The organism is Niveispirillum sp. GW835-FHT14G11 (assembly GCF_058793615.1).
The window spans coordinates 154,395-170,093 of sequence record NZ_JBXAFZ010000001.1 but is presented as its reverse complement, the minus strand read 5'-3'; the positions used below and the strand labels follow the sequence as shown (position 1 = coordinate 170,093).

General features: G+C 66.3%; 19 protein-coding genes. 9 read left to right on the top strand and 10 right to left on the bottom strand.

Translation table 11 applies throughout. The features are described 5' to 3' along the window. Positions 1–3 precede the first annotated feature (3 nt). Positions 4–717: a capsid assembly protein gene (locus tag AC1Q7F_RS00875; protein WP_492502845.1), complete on the top strand. Its 714-nt coding sequence runs from the start codon at positions 4–6 to the stop codon at positions 715–717. Between the two features lie 6 nt (positions 718–723). On the opposite strand, the gene AC1Q7F_RS00870 is transcribed toward AC1Q7F_RS00875, so the two are convergent. Together AC1Q7F_RS00870 and AC1Q7F_RS00865 are read right to left on the bottom strand one after the other, a co-directional pair. Next, the gene (locus tag AC1Q7F_RS00870) at positions 724–2,166 is read right to left on the bottom strand and encodes a helix-turn-helix domain-containing protein (RefSeq protein WP_492502843.1); all 1,443 of its coding nucleotides are present in this window, start codon (positions 2,164–2,166) and stop codon (positions 724–726) included. A gap of 3 nt (positions 2,167–2,169) precedes the next feature. After that, complete coding sequence (locus AC1Q7F_RS00865; RefSeq protein ID WP_492502842.1) at positions 2,170–2,562, bottom strand: hypothetical protein; 393 nt, start codon at positions 2,560–2,562, stop codon at positions 2,170–2,172. A 249-nt stretch (positions 2,563–2,811) separates the two neighbouring features. On the opposite strand from AC1Q7F_RS00865, the gene aceA reads away from it, so the two are divergent. Beyond that, a complete protein-coding gene (gene aceA / locus AC1Q7F_RS00860; protein ID WP_292903727.1) occupies positions 2,812–4,098 on the top strand; it encodes an isocitrate lyase in 1,287 nt (428 codons plus the stop codon). Positions 4,099–4,593: 495 nt separating this feature from the next. On the opposite strand, the gene AC1Q7F_RS00855 is transcribed toward aceA, so the two are convergent. Genes AC1Q7F_RS00855 through AC1Q7F_RS00835 form a run of 5 tightly spaced genes read right to left on the bottom strand, consistent with a single transcriptional unit; the run spans position 4,594 to position 7,320 of the window. Beyond that, the gene (locus AC1Q7F_RS00855; RefSeq protein WP_492502841.1) at positions 4,594–5,016 is read right to left on the bottom strand and encodes a hypothetical protein; all 423 of its coding nucleotides are present in this window, start codon (positions 5,014–5,016) and stop codon (positions 4,594–4,596) included. 19 nt (positions 5,017–5,035) lie between these two features. Beyond that, the gene (gene moeB, locus AC1Q7F_RS00850) at positions 5,036–5,830 is read right to left on the bottom strand and encodes a molybdopterin-synthase adenylyltransferase MoeB (protein WP_492503883.1); all 795 of its coding nucleotides are present in this window, start codon (positions 5,828–5,830) and stop codon (positions 5,036–5,038) included. Positions 5,831–5,842: 12 nt separating this feature from the next. Continuing rightward, positions 5,843–6,658 carry a TSUP family transporter gene (locus AC1Q7F_RS00845; RefSeq protein WP_492502839.1) on the bottom strand — a complete coding sequence of 272 codons (816 nt, stop codon included), beginning with the start codon at positions 6,656–6,658 and terminating at the stop codon, positions 5,843–5,845. A 57-nt stretch (positions 6,659–6,715) separates the two neighbouring features. Then, positions 6,716–6,997 carry a helix-turn-helix domain-containing protein gene (locus AC1Q7F_RS00840; RefSeq protein WP_492502837.1) on the bottom strand — a complete coding sequence of 94 codons (282 nt, stop codon included), beginning with the start codon at positions 6,995–6,997 and terminating at the stop codon, positions 6,716–6,718. Then, on the bottom strand, positions 6,994–7,320 hold the full coding sequence (locus tag AC1Q7F_RS00835; protein ID WP_492502835.1) for a type II toxin-antitoxin system RelE/ParE family toxin: 327 nt from the start codon (positions 7,318–7,320) through the stop codon (positions 6,994–6,996). Before AC1Q7F_RS00835 ends, AC1Q7F_RS00840 begins: the two co-directional genes overlap by 4 nt. A gap of 257 nt (positions 7,321–7,577) precedes the next feature. Between AC1Q7F_RS00835 and AC1Q7F_RS00830 the strand changes: the two genes are divergently transcribed. From AC1Q7F_RS00830 to AC1Q7F_RS00805, 6 genes are read left to right on the top strand one after another with little or no spacing between them, the layout of a single operon-like run. After that, positions 7,578–8,060, top strand: a complete 483-nt coding sequence (locus AC1Q7F_RS00830) for an HPr kinase/phosphorylase (protein WP_492502833.1) — start codon at positions 7,578–7,580, stop codon at positions 8,058–8,060. Beyond that, a complete protein-coding gene (gene rapZ / locus AC1Q7F_RS00825; RefSeq protein WP_492502831.1) occupies positions 8,057–9,004 on the top strand; it encodes an RNase adapter RapZ in 948 nt (315 codons plus the stop codon). The genes AC1Q7F_RS00830 and rapZ overlap by 4 nt, the downstream gene beginning before the upstream one ends. Further along, positions 9,001–9,405 (top strand): PTS sugar transporter subunit IIA, encoded by a 405-nt coding sequence (locus AC1Q7F_RS00820; protein ID WP_492502829.1) that lies wholly within the window; start codon positions 9,001–9,003, stop codon positions 9,403–9,405. The genes rapZ and AC1Q7F_RS00820 overlap by 4 nt, the downstream gene beginning before the upstream one ends. 31 nt (positions 9,406–9,436) lie before the next feature. Beyond that, the gene (locus AC1Q7F_RS00815) at positions 9,437–9,730 is read left to right on the top strand and encodes an HPr family phosphocarrier protein (RefSeq protein ID WP_492502827.1); all 294 of its coding nucleotides are present in this window, start codon (positions 9,437–9,439) and stop codon (positions 9,728–9,730) included. 25 nt (positions 9,731–9,755) lie between these two features. Further along, complete coding sequence (gene ptsP / locus AC1Q7F_RS00810; protein WP_492502826.1) at positions 9,756–11,555, top strand: phosphoenolpyruvate--protein phosphotransferase; 1,800 nt, start codon at positions 9,756–9,758, stop codon at positions 11,553–11,555. Positions 11,556–11,586: 31 nt separating this feature from the next. Beyond that, positions 11,587–12,375: a hypothetical protein gene (locus tag AC1Q7F_RS00805; RefSeq protein ID WP_492502824.1), complete on the top strand. Its 789-nt coding sequence runs from the start codon at positions 11,587–11,589 to the stop codon at positions 12,373–12,375. A gap of 4 nt (positions 12,376–12,379) precedes the next feature. Here the strand turns inward: AC1Q7F_RS00805 and mltA are convergent, their stop codons facing one another. Together mltA and AC1Q7F_RS00795 are read right to left on the bottom strand one after the other, a co-directional pair. Continuing rightward, a complete protein-coding gene (mltA, locus tag AC1Q7F_RS00800; RefSeq protein WP_492502823.1) occupies positions 12,380–13,594 on the bottom strand; it encodes a murein transglycosylase A in 1,215 nt (404 codons plus the stop codon). Positions 13,595–13,671: 77 nt separating this feature from the next. Next, positions 13,672–14,388 carry a Tim44/TimA family putative adaptor protein gene (locus tag AC1Q7F_RS00795; RefSeq protein WP_492502821.1) on the bottom strand — a complete coding sequence of 239 codons (717 nt, stop codon included), beginning with the start codon at positions 14,386–14,388 and terminating at the stop codon, positions 13,672–13,674. 137 nt (positions 14,389–14,525) lie between these two features. Between AC1Q7F_RS00795 and AC1Q7F_RS00790 the strand changes: the two genes are divergently transcribed. Then, entirely contained in the window at positions 14,526–15,017 is a 492-nt protein-coding gene (locus AC1Q7F_RS00790; RefSeq protein ID WP_492502819.1) for an FxsA family protein, read from the top strand. Between the two features lie 223 nt (positions 15,018–15,240). Here AC1Q7F_RS00790 and AC1Q7F_RS00785 read toward each other — a convergent pair whose 3' ends face one another. Continuing rightward, positions 15,241–15,690, bottom strand: a complete 450-nt coding sequence (locus AC1Q7F_RS00785) for a DUF488 domain-containing protein (protein ID WP_492502817.1) — start codon at positions 15,688–15,690, stop codon at positions 15,241–15,243. Positions 15,691–15,699: the final 9 nt, after the last annotated feature.

Genomic DNA, 15,699 nt, shown 5'->3' with positions numbered 1-15,699 from the left:
GCCATGGACGCGACCAATATCGAGACCCGCAACGCCACCATTGCCCCCCGCCCCGACCATGTGCCCGTGAAATTCTGGGACCCCGATGCCGGTGCCATCCGGATCGACGCGCTGCTGAAATCCTATCAGGAACTGGAGCGCAAGCTGTCCACCCCGCCCGACCCGGCAACGGAGAAGGCCAAGGCGCTGGCCCTGCTGGGCGTGCCGGCCAAGGCGGAGGATTACTGCATCCGCTGCGACCATGGCCTGTTCGAACCGGATGGGGAGATCAACAGCCGCCTGTTCGGCGCCGGCTACACGCCCGAACAGGCCCAGCTGCTCTATGACCTGGCGGCGGAGCGGCTGTTGCCGCTGTTGCAGGAGATGGCCGCCGGCTTCCAGGCGGAGGCGGAGCTGGGAAAGCTGGTCGGCCATTTCGGCGGAGAGGAGAAATGGCGCGACCTGTCGGGCCAGATCCTGGCCTGGGGCAGCCGCAACCTGCCGGCCCCGCTGCTGGATGCCCTGTCGGGCACGGCCGACGGGGTGCTGGCGTTGCACCGGCTGATGCAGGATGGTGGCGGGGAACCCCGGCCGCTGCGGCCAGGCGCGGCGGGCGATGCGGCCGGCCAGACGGCGGACCTGAACCGCATGATCGCCGACCCGCGCTATTGGCGCGACCGCGACCCGGCCTTCATCGCCAAGGTGACGGACGGGTTCCGCCGGGCCTATGGCGGATGACCTCCCTTATACCGTGCCCACACTGACATAGGAGGAGACGCCCCTGATATGCTCGTCCACCGAAAGCCGGTGGGAGAGCGGCGGGAAGGCGCGCTGGGTGCAGTCCAGGCGCGGGCAGATGCGGCAATTGACGCCGATGGGCGTGGCCGCATCCTGGTTCGACAGATCCAAGCCATCGGCATAGACCAGTTGCCCAGCATGGGCCAGATCGCTGCCGATGGCCACGGCGAACTGCCGTGCCGGCTGCTTCCAGCCGCCGCCCGGCTTCTCCACCGTGCGCACGATGGAGAAATAGGAGGTCCCGTCCGGCATGCGGGCCAGCTGGGTCTGGATCACGCCGGGCCGGCGGAAGGCGTCATGCACATGCCAGCGCGGACAGGCCCCGCCGAACCGGGCGAAATGAAAGCCCGACGCGGCGCTGAACCGCTTGGACATGTTGCCCGCCGGATCGACGCGGGCGAAGAAGAAGGGCACACCCTTGGCGCCGGGCCGCTGCAGGGAGGTCAGGCGGTGGCAGACCTGCTCATAACTGGCCACGAAGCGCCGGGACAGGATTTCGATATCGTAACGAACCTCCTTGGCGGCTGTCAGAAATCGGCCATAAGGCATCATGATTGCGGAAGCGAAATAATTGGCCAGACCCACGCGGGCCAGCCGCCGCGCCTCTTCATGGCTGAAATTGCCGCGTGCCACCGCGGCATCGATCAACTCCGCCTGGCAGATCAGCGCCGCCTGGCTGGCCAGCTGGAAGGTGCGGCCGGCCGGGTCGAGCATTTCGGAGATCAGCACGCGTCTTGAATGCCGGTCATAACGGCAGATGGCGCCGCCCATCACCTCCGTCGGCATCAGCCGCACGCGCACGCCATGCTTTTTCAGAAGATAGGCGGACAGGGTGCCGTACAGGTTGCCGCTATCCAGGTCGCCCTCAATCCACAGCGTCTCCGCAGCGATCTCCAGGTCGGGGAAATGGTTCTGCTCGGCTTGGAAGAATTCCGACACCTCCTCCTGCGGGAAGGCCTGGGCGCCCATGACCTGAAGCTTGTCGCGGTCCGCCACCTTCTCCGCCAAGGCGCCTAGATCCTCCCGCGCCTCGCGGAAGGCGCGATAGAGTGCCACCACCGCATGGCCCAGATTGGGGGCGGCGGCAGCCACCTCCTTCATGTCCTGGCCCTTGATGTCGCCAGTATCGAACAGGGGGTCGGCGAACACCTCCCGCAGGCTGGCCACCAGCCGCGTCTCGTCATCTTCGGCAAAGCTGGCCATGTCGATGCCGTAGACCGACGCGATCTTCAGCAGCAGCGGCACCGTCAGGGGGCGCTGGTTGGCCTCGATCAGGTTGAGATAGGAGGGGGAAATCCCGATCTCCTCCGCCATCTGCGCCTGGGTCATCTTCAGGTCGCGGCGCAGGCGGCGGACCTTGTGGCCCAGCATGGCCTTCTTCTCAGACATGGGTCAGCCTTCCTTGCGCGTGATCTTCGGCACCTCGTCGCGGTAACGGAAACGCAGGGCCGACCAGTCATCATCCAGCGCAATCTGGGTGACGGGTATCAGGCCTTGCCTGGTCAGCCGCTCCCATCCCGCATCGCGGGAAAGATCGCTTTTGATGGCCCCGCTTTTCTTGGGATGCGCCACCCAGAAAGCTCCGCCGCGTCTGTAAAGCGGCAGCAGGCGATCAGCCAGGGGTCCCAGGGCCGCGACATCCACCGCAAAACCCAGTAGCAGGTCGACCTCCCCGTCGGGCAGTTCGACCGGCAAACCGATCATTTCCTGAAGATCTTCAGGTGCATCCAGCATCCAGGCACGCTTGCCCGGCTTGAACCCCAACTTGTCGGCGACGCTCTTCATGGCAGGATCCTCCGCTGCGTCACCCCATCAAATTACAAAATTTACAACATGACAGCAATCGGCATTACAGATTGTGACAGCAATACTCTTTTACGAAATTCACCGTATTGATCATTTTATGTCGCGGCATCATGTTCATCTCAACGGCGCTGCACTGCACACCAACCCCGATAACGGGCCAAAGGTGGCAAAACAACAAGCGGCCCGCACGAGACATCAGAGAGCCCCACCAGGCCAGGAGTTGAGAGCATGTCCCCGTTGGACCAGACCCAGAGCATCGACCTCGCCGCCATCCACGCCAAGCGTTTTGACGGCATCAAGCGCGACTTCACGGCCGAGGATGTGCGCCGCCTGTCGGGCTCGGTGAAGATCGAGTACACGCTGGCCGAAATGGGTGCGCGGCGCCTGTGGGAACTGCTGCACACCCGTCCCTATGTCCACACGCTGGGCGCCTTCACGGGTAACCAGGCCCTGCAGCACGTCAAGGCCGGCCTGGAAGCCATCTATCTGTCGGGCTGGCAGGTCGCGGCCGACGCCAATCTGGCCGGCCAGATGTATCCCGACCAGTCGCTGTACCCCGCCAACTCCGTCCCGGCCGTCGTGAAGCGCATCAACAATGCCTTCCAGCGCGCCGACCAGATCCAGACGGCCGAGGGCAAGGGCGATACCTACTGGTTCGCGCCGATCATCGCCGATGCCGAGGCCGGCTTTGGCGGTCCGCTGAACGCGTTCGAGCTGATGAAGGGCATGATCGAGGCCGGTGCCGCCGCCGTGCATTTCGAGGACCAGCTGGCTTCGGAGAAGAAGTGCGGCCATCTGGGCGGCAAGGTGCTGATCCCGATCCAGCAGTTCATCCGCACCCTGAATGCCGGCCGCCTGGCCGCCGATGTCTGCGGCACCTCCACCCTGGTCGTGGCCCGCACGGACGCCGAGTCGGCGCAACTGATCACCAGCGATGTGGATGAGCGCGACCATCCCTTCATCGACCGCAACGACCGCACGCCGGAAGGCTTCTTCCGCATCAAGAAGGGGGTTGGCGTCGATTACTGCATCGCCCGCGCCCTGGAATATGCCCCCTATTCCGACCTGATGTGGTGGGAGACGTCGAAGCCGAACCTGGACGATGCCCGCCGCTTCGCCGAGGCCGTGCACAAGAAGTTCCCCGGCAAGATGCTGGCCTATAATTGCTCGCCCTCCTTCAACTGGAAGGCCAACCTGGACGACGCGACCATCGCCAAGTACCAGGCCGAGCTGGGGGCCATGGGCTACAAGTACCAGTTCGTGACGCTGGCGGGCTTCCACTCGCTCAATCTGGCCACGTTCGAGCTGGCCAAGGGCTACAAGGAGCGCGGCATGGCCGCTTACTCCGAGATGCAGCAGCGTGAGTTCGCCGCCGCCGACCAGGGCTTCACCGCCGTGAAGCACCAGCGCGAGGTGGGTACCGGTTACTTCGACGCGGTGGCCGTGGCCATCTCCGGCGGCACGTCGTCGACGACCGCTATGAAGGACAGCACCGAGACCGACCAGTTCCATTGATCGGTTCAGCGCTTCTGAGATCGATCTGCTTCTGTTCCTGAACAGGGGAGCAGGTCCGCCGGGAGAGGGGGCTGCATCCCTCACCCAGGCTCTTGGCCCCCCAGGCTGTAACCTTTCCGCCTCCCTCCGCGCTGGATGGGAGGGGGCGGCGGAAAGCCGGCGGACGGCGCGATGGATCGCCGACCCCGCCGGATCGTGACAGCCAGGGGCCCTTTCAGACCGGGGTCAACGGCAGCGCTCTTGCCCTTGACCCTTCCGGGGTCCGGTTCGCCGGACCCCGGGCTCGATCCCAGGATGATGACGGCACCGTTCGCCCCGCGACAGGGGGTGGGCGGTGCCGTCTTCGTCTCGGCACCCGGAGAAGCCCCGCCATGGATGGCTATGTCTGCCTGATCGCGCAACCGGTGGAACGGTTGGAAACGCCGGCTTCCTTGCCAAGGGCGGAAGGGGAATGGGTGGCGGTCAGTGCCGGCGATCATGTCATGCTGGTGCGGTTCACACGAACAGCAGCTGGTCCCCCGGTCGCACGCGGCCCAGCAGGCTGACCATGCCGGTGGTTTCCACCGCCAGGTCCGGCCGCAGGTCCGGCTCCCGGATGCCCAGCGCCCGCCAGCCCATCTCGCAGGCCAGGAAGGCCACGCCCAGTTCAGCGCAGCCGGTCAGCAATTCCACGAACGTGCCGACACCGCGATGGGCCAGGGTGGCGTCGCGTGCCTCCGGGCTGGTGCCATCGTCGGAGAAATCCAGCCGTTTCCAGCCCTCGCGGTCCAGCAGGGCCGGCAGGGCCCGGCCGGTGAAGAACAGGGTGACGGGCCTTCCTGTGGCCACGGCCGCAGCGGCCGTCACCAGGGCGTAATGCACACGGTCGAAGCCACCGGACTGGATCACCAGCGCCAAGCCCCATTTGCCGTCAGACATCGAACGCTCCCAGATCGTTTCAGAACGGATGGTGCGAAAGGTCGGTATAGGTCGGATTTGTGCCGCAGGTGGGGCAGTCGGGATCGCGGCGGATCTTTACGGTACGGAAACTGGTCTCCAGGGCGGAATACATCAGCAGCCGGCCGGACAGGCTGTCGCCAATGCAAAGCAATTCCTTCAACACCTCGACGGCCTGAAGGCTGCCCATCGATCCCGCCAAGGCACCCAGCACCCCGCCTTCGGAGCACGACGGGATCATGCCGGGCGGCGGCGGTTCGCGGAAGATGCAGCGATAGCAGGGGTGCGGGTCACCCAGATGCGCCTTGAAGGTCGACAATTGCCCGTCGAAGCGCAGCATGGCGGCACTGACCAGCGTCTTGCCCGCCAAATAGCAAGCATCATTCAACAGAAAGCGCGTGGCGAAATTGTCGGTGCCGTCGGCCACGACATCATAGTTCCCGACGATGTCCAGCACATTGGACCGGTTCAGGCGGGTCTTGTGGATATCGACCTTCACGTCCGGGTTGATGGCGGCGATTCGCGCGGCGGCACTGTCCACCTTGGGCACACCGATGCCGCCCGTATCGTGGATCACCTGGCGCTGCAGGTTGGACAGATCCACCACATCATTATCGACAATACCGATTCGCCCCACCCCGGCCGCCGCCAGATAGAGCAGCAGGGGAGCCCCCAACCCGCCGGCGCCGACGATCAGGGCGGAGGAGGAGAGCAGCTTGGACTGCCCCTCGCCGCCGACCTCGCGCAGCATGATGTGGCGGGCATAGCGGTCGATCTGGCTGTCGGTCAGGTCCAGCATGGGCGGTCCTCAGGCGGCGAACAGGTCGCGGACGAAAACATATAGGGGGTGGTCGGGCTGCGCCACCAATCGGATGGTCATACCCAGACAGACAATGACCAGCAGCGGGCGGACCAGTCTGGCACCAAACCGGATGGCGGCATGGCTGCCGGCCCAGGCGCCCACCACCTGCGCCAGGGCCATGATCAGCCCCGCCTTCCACACGATCTGTCCGCCCAGCGCGAACACGCCCAGACTGACAACATTGCTGGTGAAGTTCAAAAGCTTGGTGTTGGCCGTGGCCCGGCGCATGTTCATGCCCAGCAGCGCCACGCAGCCCAGCGCGAAAAAACTGCCCGTTCCCGGCCCGAAGAAGCCGTCATAGAAGCCGATGGCGAACCCCAATGTCAGGCTGAAGGCCGGCAACGACATCCGCGCCCGCACCTCCACATCGCCCACGCGCGGGCTGAGCAGGAAATAGAGCGCGATGGCGACCAGCAGCACGGGGATCACGGTGACCAGGAACTCCGTCCCCGTCACCTGCACCGCCAAGGTCCCCACCGCCGATCCGGCAAAGACGCAGGCCACGGCGAAGGCCATCTTCTTCAACTCGATCTGCCCCGCCCGCCAGAAGGTGACGGTGGCCATGGCCGTGCCGAAGCTGCCCTGCAGCTTGTTGGTGGCCAAGGCCGCGGCCGGCGGAATGCCGGTGGACAGCAATGCCGGAATGGTGATCAACCCGCCGCCACCCGCGATGGCATCGACGAAGCCGGCCAGCAGGGCGGCACAGGCCAGGAAGACCAGGATGTCGGTGGACAGCAGTTCGGGCAAGATGGGGCCTGTCACGGGAGGGGAACCGGTGACAGTGATAGGGGGTGATGCGGCCGGGGGGAAGGGGGCGCGTCAGGCCGCCTCTCCGGCCTGCACATGGATGCTGAGCCCGGCGGATGCTGCCATGGCCAGCAGTTCCTCAATGCTGAATTCATCGATCCGGCCCCGCTGAAAAGCGGCGAAGCGTTCAGACGGGACGCCCAAACGCCCCGCGGCCAGGGCGGGGGACCAGCCCTGCCGGGCCAGATGCGCCTGGATCACATCCATCAGTTCCGACCGCAGCTTCAAGCCGGCCCGGATGGCGGGATCATCCTCAATGGCGTCCCAGACGCTGCCAAAAGCCTGCTCGGTCATGCCAATCCCCTGATCAGGTCGCGATAGCGGCGGGTTGCGAGATCAATGTCGCTTTGGGCTGTCTTCTGGCTCTTCTTCTCAAAACAATGCAACACATGCACGCCATCGGCAAACTTCGCGACATAGATGACCCTGAAGGCGCCCGTCGGATCGTGCAGACGGATTTCCCTGGCACCGGTGCCGATGCCCGGCATCGGCTTCCAATCTGCCGGTTCCTGCCCGCGTTGCACCATATCCAGTTGCCGACCTGCCTCTCTGCGCGGGCCATCAGGAAAGCGCCGCAGGTCATCCAATGCGCTGCCATGAAACAATATACGCTTCATCGTGCCCCCCGCATACTGACTGTCCCGGGAGCGGGGAAAACCCCCATAGATTGAAAACATGAACGGAAAAACCATTCATGACAACAACCTCTCATCCCCGCCCCACCGATTACCCTCGCCCCCCGCTTCCGCGTTTGCTAAGAAGATTGTTCCACTCGATCGCGGGGGCTGAGGGGATGGCCGGGATGCCGGAACATGGGATGGATGGGCGGTGGGATGTTTCCCGCCCTGGCGCCTGATCCCCTCTGTTGGTGATCATGGTCCAGATACATGCAAGCTGTGTCGCCATCGACGGTCTGGCCCTGCTGCTGCGGGGCCCGTCGGGGGCGGGTAAGTCCGATCTGGCCTTGCGCCTTGTCGATGACGGGGCGCGGCTGGTGGCCGACGACCGTGTCGACCTGATGGCGGACGGCCGGGGCGGATTGTTGGCCCGTTGCCCGCAGGTCCTTTGCGGCCTGATGGAGGTGCGCGGCCTGGGTGTACTGCCCGTGCCCTTTGTGGAAAGCGCCCCCCTGGCCCTGATCGTCGATCTGGGGGAGGAGGTGGAACGCCTGCCCCATCCGGGGGTCGAGATCATTGCCGGTGTCGCCCTGCCCCGCATCATTTTGAACCCCTTCCACACCTCCACACCCCCCAAGCTGCGTCTGGCCATGGCCGCCCTGGCGCGCGGCTGGCCGCTGGTGCCGGGCGAGGATGCATGGGGCCGTATGGTTGCGACCGTCACCGGAGGGCGGGCATGAGCGCGCTTGATCCTGCCCTGGGGCCCGATGGCCGCCTGCCCGTCGTCGTCGCCACGGGCATGTCGGGCAGTGGCCTGTCCACGGCCATGAAAAGCCTGGAGGATCTGGGTTACGAGGCGGTGGACAATCTGCGCCTCTCGCTGTTGCAGCCTCTGGTCAGCCAGCCGCATGACCGACCGCTGGTCATCGGCATCGACAGCCGCACCCGCGATTTCAATGCCCAGATCCTGCTGGCGGAGATCGCACGGCTGCGTGAACGGCCGGATCTGCGCGTGCGGCTGCTGTTCATGGATGCCCATGCCGACGCCCTGCAGCGCCGCTATACGGAAACGCGCCGGCCGCATCCGCTGGCCGCCGACCGGCCGGTGCTGGATGGCATCGCCACAGAGCGCGTGCTGACGCAGCCGCTGCGCGACGCGGCGGACGAGGTGGTGGACACCACCAACTTCTCTGTCCATGACACGCGACGTCATCTGGCCGGCCTGTTCCGGCTGGAGGGTGGGCCCGGCCTCTCCATCTTCTGCACCAGCTTCGCCTATCGCCATGGCGTCCCGCGTGAGGCCGATCTGGTCTTCGATGTCCGGTTCCTGGACAATCCGCATTGGGACGCGCAGCTGCGGCCCATGACGGGCCTGGACCAAGCCGTGGCGGATTACATCACCCGCGACCCGGACTATACGGAATTCTTCGGCAACCTGACGCGGTTGCTGGAACCCTTGCTGCCCCGCTATGTGCGGGAGGGCAAGCATTACCTGACCATCGCCATCGGCTGTTCCGGCGGCCGCCATCGATCGGTCTTCATCACCCGCAATCTGGCCCTCTGGCTTCGGGAGCGGGGATACAAAGTGGGAGAGGCGCATCGCGACCTCGACCGCAAGGAGCAGGCCCCGCCCGTGCCCGAAGACCGGGCGGCCGCCGGCACGAACCTGAGGGAAAGCGCATGATCGGCTTGGTCCTTGTCACCCACGGCAATCTCGCCGTGGAGTTCATCGCCGCCATGGAACATGTGGTGGGTCCGCAGAGCCAGGTCTGCGCGGTCTGCATCGGGCCGGAAGACGACATGGAGCAGCGCCGCAACGACATCCTGGCCGATGTCGCCAAGTGCGACACGGGCGACGGGGTGGTGGTGCTGACCGACATGTTCGGCGGCACCCCGTCCAACCTGGCCATTTCCATCATGGATCGCGCCAAGGTGGAGGTGATCGCCGGCATGAACCTCCCCATGCTGATCAAGCTGGCGTCGGTGCGCAAGACCGGCGCCGACCTGAAGGCCGCCGTGGCGGCCGCACAGGAGGCGGGCCGCAAATATATCAACGTCGCCTCCGCCCTGCTGTCGGACGGCTGATCTTCTGCAACCCTTGTTCCCGGTCCCTTGAATGAGCGAAAGCATCCTGCCCCCCGGCGCCCTGGCGCGCACGGTCACCATCCGCAACAAGCGCGGCCTGCATGCCCGTGCGGCGGCGAAGTTCGTGCGGCTGGCCGGCGACTTCGATGCGCAGGTGGAGGTGGAGCGCGCTGACAATATCGTGTCGGGCGTATCGATCATGGGGCTGATGATGCTGGCGGCCAGCATCGACACCACCATCGACATCCGGGCCGGCGGCCCCCAGGCCCGCGAGGCGCTGGACGCGCTGACCGCCCTGGTCGATGACAAATTTGGCGAAGACTAAAAAATAAATCTGGGGAGTGCCCGCCATGACGCTGCGACAGCACCCGCCCCGCATTGGTGCGGGAGAAACGGCCACGGCCGAACGCATGCTGCGCGGCCTGGGCGTGTCGCCCGGCATTGCCATCGGCCCCGCCCATGTCATGGAGGCGGGCGCCATCCAGGTGCCGGAATATTCCGTGGCCGACAGCGCCGTGGATGAGGAGGTGGCGCGCTTCCATACGGCGGCGGACAAGGCGCGACGCCAGCTGGGCAAGCTGAAATCCAAGGCGGGCACCCTGCCGGCCGACGCCGCCGCCGACGTCGCCACGCTGCTGGAGGCGCACCAGGCCATGCTGTCGGGATCGCGCCTGATCCGCGGTGTGGAAAAGCGCATCCGGGCGGAGCGCCTGAACGCCGAATCGGCGGTGCAGCAAGAGATCGCGGTCCTGGCGCAGAGCTTCGCCGCCATGGACGATGCCTATCTTTCGGCCCGAGTCGATGATGTGCGGGAGGTGGGGCGCCGTCTGATCCGCAACCTGATGGAAACGCCCTATCAGGCCTTCTCCCGCCTGCCCGACGGCGCCATCATCCTGGCGGAGGAACTGTCGCCGGCCGACACGGCCCTGCTGGATCCGCGCCGCATCGGCGGTTTCGCCACCGTGCTGGGCGGGGCAGAGGGGCATACGGCCATTATGGCCCGGTCGCTGGGCCTGCCGGCCGTGCTGGGGTCCGCCGGGCTGCTGCAGGGGGTGGAGACGGGCGACATCGTCGTGGTCGATGGGCGCGCCGGCCGCGTGCTGATCAACCCGTCCGACGATGTGCTGGCCGATTACCGCCAGCGCCAGGCCCTGTGGCGGGCGGAGCGGGAGCAGCTGAAGGCCTTGGCCGGGCTGCCCGCCATCACCCGCGACGGCACCGACATCACGCTCTGCGCCAACCTGGAACTGCCGCGCGAGCTGGATGGTGCGCGCGACGCGGGGGCGGCCGGCGTCGGCCTGCTGCGGACCGAGTTCATGTATATGAACCGCGACGATCTGCCCGGGGAGGAGGAGCAGTATCAGGTGCTGCGCGACCTGGTCATTGCCATGGATGGCAAACCGGTCACCGCCCGCACCCTGGATGTAGGCGGGGAGAAGCTGGCCGGTGCGCTGGCCGACCGGTTCGCCACCCCGGCCAACCCCGCCCTGGGTCTGCGCGCCATCCGCCTGGGTCTGAAAGAACCCAAGCTGCTGGAGACGCAGTTGGCCGCCATGCTGCGGGCCGGCGCCCATGGGCCGTTGCGCATCCTGGTGCCGATGATCAGCAACCCGTCGGAAATGCGCAAGGTGCGCGAGCTGATGCGCGCCGTGGCCCGCCGCCTGCTGCGCCGCGGCCACGCCATCGCCGACCCGTTGCCGCCCCTGGGGGCGATGATCGAGATCCCCGGTGCGGCCCTGGCGGCCGATGCCCTGTCGGCCGTGTCCGACTTCTTTGCCATCGGCACCAACGACCTGATCCAATACACGCTGGCCATCGATCGCGGCGATGAACAGGTGGCCTATCTCTACGACCCGCTGCACCCGGCCGTGCTGCGGCTGGTGCAGTTCACGGTGGAGGCGGCGGGCCGGACCGGCATCCCCGTGTCGGTCTGCGGCGAGATGGCGGGCGACCCACGCTATGCCGCCGTGCTGCTGGGGCTGGGCGTGCGGGAATTGTCCATGGCACCCGGCAACCTGCCCCTGGTCAAGCGCCGCGTGCGCGGCATGGATCTGGTGGAGGCCAAGCGTCGGGCCGCCATGATCATGAGCCAGACCGATGGCGGCCGCATCGCCGCCCTGCTGGATGATTTCAACGAAGCGTTGGGGTAAAAGGGGGATATCCCATCCCTGGGAGGTACCCATGCTGCGCAATGCCCTGATCCTGTCCAGCCTGCTGCTGGCCGCCCCGCCCACCCTGGCCCTGGCGGCGGAGCCGGAAACGGTGCGCGAGGAACAGCGCCTGACCCTGGAGGGGCGGGAGGAGGTCTGGCAGCTGGTCTGGACGGGCCCCGTCCGTGACTTCTGCGAGGCGGTCAGCCCGGAAATGGCCATGACGGCGCCCTGCGCCCGCCTCACCGACCGGGAGACGGGCCGGCTGTCCGTGCGCCGGTTGCGCGATGGTCAGGAGATCGACCGTTTCGATCCCGGCCCCGCTTTCGAGATGGCCACGGCATCGCTGGCGGGCAGGTCGGTGCTGCCACGCCGTGCGGCGCCCGGCAATGAATATGAACGTTGGCTAGAGGATGAAGGGCGGTTCGTATCGGCAGAAGAGCAGCGCCCGCCATTGCCCCTGATGCGCTTTGCCGACTATGACCGCGATGGGCGGGCGGCTGAGTTCCTGTTGCAGACCGGTACCGAGCCGCAGGGCAAACCGCTCTATGCCGCCATCGGCCTTCCCGCCGGGAGTGACCTGCTAGGCTTCCTGCGATCCGCCGGCCGGCCGGACCGGACGTTGGTGATGGGTGCACGCGCCTGGATCACCCTGCGGGACCAGCGGGGACCGGCAATCGTGACGCGCCGGACCTGTGGTGAGCAGGGAGCGCGGACGAAATCGGATTATCTGGTGTCGGCGACCGATGGGCGCATCGATGTGACACTGCGTGACAGCGCCTGCCCCAACGGCCCGGTGATCGAGGAAACGGCGTGGTGAATCCTCACGATATTGGCGGGGTTATACCCTTGGGCAGCAAGAGCCAGTAGCGCCCGCTGCTTTTCATCAGACCCGCCCGCTGTTCCGCTTCCGGCCCATGGCCCCAGAACACGTCCCCGCGCACGGGGCCGCGGATGGCCCCGCCCGTATCCTGGGCCACCAGCAGACGGCGGATGCGGGTCTGGGCTTGCACCGGGTCTTCCGCGTCCAGCCACAAGGGCACGCCATAGGCAATGAAGGTGCGGTCCACGGCCAGCGACCGACCGGGCGTCAGCGCCACGCCCTGGGCACCCAGCGGCCCCTCCCCCTCCAGCCGGCGGAAGAACACGAAGGACGGGTTCACATTCATCACGTCGGCCGCCTTGGCCGGATTGGCCTCCAGCCAGGCGCGGATGGACTGCATCGACACGTCTTCCTTGGCCAGCGCGCCACGCGCCACCAGTTCGCGCCCGATGGCGAAATAGGGCTGGCCGTTCTGCCCGTCATAGCCGACACGCACCTGGGACCCGTCCGGCAGGGTGACGCGGCCCGACCCCTGGATCTGCAGGAAGAAGGCATCGACCGGATCATCGACATAGAGCAGTTCCAGGCCCTTGCCGTTCAACGCCCCGGCCTCGATCGCCTTGCGGTCGGCATAGGGCTTCAGTTGCCCGTCGACGACGCGGCCGGCGATACGCTCCCCCTTCAAATTGGGGCGGAATTCCCCCAACTCCACCATCACCAGATCGGCGGGCCGTTTATAGAGCGGGGTCTGGTACTTGCCCTGGCGTTTGAATGACCCGCGCAGCGCACTCTCGTAATAGCCAGTGAACAGGCCGTTCTCATTGCCATTGTCGCCAGCGGCCCAAGGCTGGAACAGGCTTTCGATGGCGCGGCGCAACGCGACATGGTCACCGGCCGGCAGCTTGGTAATCACCGCGCACGGCGCCGTCCAGTCGCCGATGCGGCCCAGCAGGCCGTCGGGACCCAGCGTCCGGTCCGCCGGCTGCCTGGCCAGCCGTTCGCAGGATTTCAGCAGTGCCGGCAGCGCATCCGCCTGCCGGTCCACACCCCATCCCGGCAGCTCGGCAAAGCTGGCGGGGCGCAGGGTCAGGCGGGCGACGGGCTTTTCCACTGCGGGAGCCGTGGCCAAGGGCGGCTTTGCCCCTTGCTGGGCGCAGCCGGCCAGCAGGCCGAGGGCGAGAAGGGCGGCGAGGCGGGCGATCTTGCTGCGGCGCATGGGGCGTTCCACATGTCGGACATGAAAAGGGCGCCCGGCAAGGGGCGCCCCAATGAAAAGGCCGGAGACAGGCGACATCAGCCGCTGCGCGTTTCGGACAGGTGCCAGTTGGGATCGCTGGCGCGGGTATTGCGGCTGAAGGTCCAGATATCCGTCACCTCCTCCGGCTTGCCCTCGTCGCCATCAATGACAGCGCCCTGGGCGTCGCGGGTGACATGGGTCTGGCGGGTGGTGAAGGTGACGGTGCAGTACGCGGTGCGGCCATCCATGCGGGCGGCCGACAGATCGACCGATTCGAAGCCATGGATACGGCTTTCCAGCGTCTCCCCCGCCGCCTGGCGCTCGCGGATGGCAGCAGCGAACCGGTCATAGACATCGTCGGCCAGCAGCGGGCGCAGCGTGGGCGTATCGCCCTCGGCAAAGGCCTTGACGATCATCTCGAACGCGGCCTTGGCACCTTGCAGGAACGTGCGCTCGTTGAAATTGGCATCGGCGGCGCGGATCAGGCGCAGACCGTCTTCCAGCGACACAGGCCCAGTGGCTTCCGGCAGGTCGGGCAGGTCCGCAGCGGGACCACGCGATGGCAACGGAATGACATTGTCGCTGTCGGGCCCCGACGCAGTCGGGCCGGTGGCGCCATTATTGTCGCGCTGCGCAAAGGGGTTGGGGCGTTCCTGCTCCTCCCCATGCTTGCGGCCCAGCACATTGCGAAGACGGTAGACGAAGAAGGCCGCCACCATCGCGAAAATCAGAATTTCCAGCCAGACGGAGCCGCCACCCATCGCATCACCCATATCTGCCCTTGGCACCCGGTCGGTTATCAACACATCTGATGCGGGGAACGATCCCTCGCCATCCGCCCGCCGGGGCGTTAAATTATGAAAGCCTGTCCGTTAGATAGGCTCTCGATCAGTAAAGAGCAAGGACAGCCATGCGTTTCCTTCTTCCATTGCTGCTGCTTCCCCTTCTGGAGATCGCCGGATTCGCCTGGGTCGGCGCGCAGATCGGGGCGTTGAACACCGTGCTGCTGGTGCTGCTGTCCGGCGTCGTCGGCGTGCTGCTGTTGCAGCGCACCGGCCTGGAAAGCGTACGCCGTGCCCAGGTCGGCCTGCGCACGGGCGAGACGGAGCCCATGCGCCAGATGTTCAACGGGCTATGCACCGCCTTTTCCGCCGTGCTGTTCCTGGTGCCCGGCTTCATCACCGACATCCTGGCCCTGATCCTTTTCCTGCCCCCGGTGCGCGCCGCCCTGCTGGCCCGCATGACCATCTTCATGCAGGTCAACGGCCAGACCGTCCGCTCCCGCCCCGGCCCCGCCGGTGCCAGGCCGGTGATCGACGTGGACTATGAGGATGTATCGAAGCCGGAGGCCGGTGACACGGCGGGCGACCTGCCGCCGCCCGACAGCAAGGGGCATTCTTAAAGTCTGTCAGGTTTAAGTAGAAGCACTACCTTACCCGCCTTCCCGGTGACAAGCCGGGACCCAGGGCCACAAGATCAATCCTCTACACCGCTTGGATCAAAGCTGCCGATAGGTCGGGCGTTTGGCTCCTGGGTCCCGGCCTTCGCCGGGAAGGCGAGGAAAAGATTCTATCCAAAGCTGACGGACGCAGAAAATCTGCCTCCCAACAATCATTGGGACGGGATCAGAAACCTGGATCGGGGTGCAGATGGTTCACATCGAACCCATGCGCCGCGACCAGCCGGTTGGCGACCTCCAGCCGGTGGCAATGGGTATGGTCGGCCTCGAAGCATAACAGGCAGGCCGGCGTTTCCAGGGACAGGGAACCGGCCAGCGCCAGTTCATATTGCGCCTCCGGCCTTGCCAGCCCTGCATCGACGATCGACCAGAACTCCCCCATCCGCCCCGCCCGGTTGGCCAGCCGTCCCTCCTTGGGCGTGCCCAGCTTCTTCAGGTGCAGATAGTCGATCCCCTCGGCCTCCAGGCTGGCGCGCAGCGGCGACTTGGAGAAGCCGGCCCGGCGTGACGATGGCAGCTCGCGCACATCCAGCAGCAACCGCACACCCGCCGCCTTCAGGGCCGCGATCACCGCCCCCTGGGAAGCGCCCTCATAGCCGATCGTATGCAGGATCATTGGCGGCTC

What these genes read in the sequence shown, in the direction of transcription:
- AC1Q7F_RS00875 (WP_492502845.1), top strand. Translation starts at nt 4, where the DNA reads ATGGACGCGACCAATATCGAGACCCGCAACGCCACCATTGCCCCCCGC.
- AC1Q7F_RS00870 (WP_492502843.1), bottom strand. Translation starts at nt 2,166, where the DNA reads ATGTCTGAGAAGAAGGCCATGCTGGGCCACAAGGTCCGCCGCCTGCGC.
- AC1Q7F_RS00865 (WP_492502842.1), bottom strand. Translation starts at nt 2,562, where the DNA reads ATGAAGAGCGTCGCCGACAAGTTGGGGTTCAAGCCGGGCAAGCGTGCC.
- aceA (WP_292903727.1), top strand. Translation starts at nt 2,812, where the DNA reads ATGTCCCCGTTGGACCAGACCCAGAGCATCGACCTCGCCGCCATCCAC.
- AC1Q7F_RS00855 (WP_492502841.1), bottom strand. Translation starts at nt 5,016, where the DNA reads ATGTCTGACGGCAAATGGGGCTTGGCGCTGGTGATCCAGTCCGGTGGC.
- AC1Q7F_RS00840 (WP_492502837.1), bottom strand. Translation starts at nt 6,997, where the DNA reads ATGACCGAGCAGGCTTTTGGCAGCGTCTGGGACGCCATTGAGGATGAT.
- AC1Q7F_RS00835 (WP_492502835.1), bottom strand. Translation starts at nt 7,320, where the DNA reads ATGAAGCGTATATTGTTTCATGGCAGCGCATTGGATGACCTGCGGCGC.
- AC1Q7F_RS00830 (WP_492502833.1), top strand. Translation starts at nt 7,578, where the DNA reads ATGGTCCAGATACATGCAAGCTGTGTCGCCATCGACGGTCTGGCCCTG.
- rapZ (WP_492502831.1), top strand. Translation starts at nt 8,057, where the DNA reads ATGAGCGCGCTTGATCCTGCCCTGGGGCCCGATGGCCGCCTGCCCGTC.
- AC1Q7F_RS00820 (WP_492502829.1), top strand. Translation starts at nt 9,001, where the DNA reads ATGATCGGCTTGGTCCTTGTCACCCACGGCAATCTCGCCGTGGAGTTC.
- AC1Q7F_RS00815 (WP_492502827.1), top strand. Translation starts at nt 9,437, where the DNA reads ATGAGCGAAAGCATCCTGCCCCCCGGCGCCCTGGCGCGCACGGTCACC.
- ptsP (WP_492502826.1), top strand. Translation starts at nt 9,756, where the DNA reads ATGACGCTGCGACAGCACCCGCCCCGCATTGGTGCGGGAGAAACGGCC.
- AC1Q7F_RS00805 (WP_492502824.1), top strand. Translation starts at nt 11,587, where the DNA reads ATGCTGCGCAATGCCCTGATCCTGTCCAGCCTGCTGCTGGCCGCCCCG.
- mltA (WP_492502823.1), bottom strand. Translation starts at nt 13,594, where the DNA reads ATGCGCCGCAGCAAGATCGCCCGCCTCGCCGCCCTTCTCGCCCTCGGC.
- AC1Q7F_RS00795 (WP_492502821.1), bottom strand. Translation starts at nt 14,388, where the DNA reads ATGGGTGATGCGATGGGTGGCGGCTCCGTCTGGCTGGAAATTCTGATT.
- AC1Q7F_RS00790 (WP_492502819.1), top strand. Translation starts at nt 14,526, where the DNA reads ATGCGTTTCCTTCTTCCATTGCTGCTGCTTCCCCTTCTGGAGATCGCC.
- AC1Q7F_RS00785 (WP_492502817.1), bottom strand. Translation starts at nt 15,690, where the DNA reads ATGATCCTGCATACGATCGGCTATGAGGGCGCTTCCCAGGGGGCGGTG.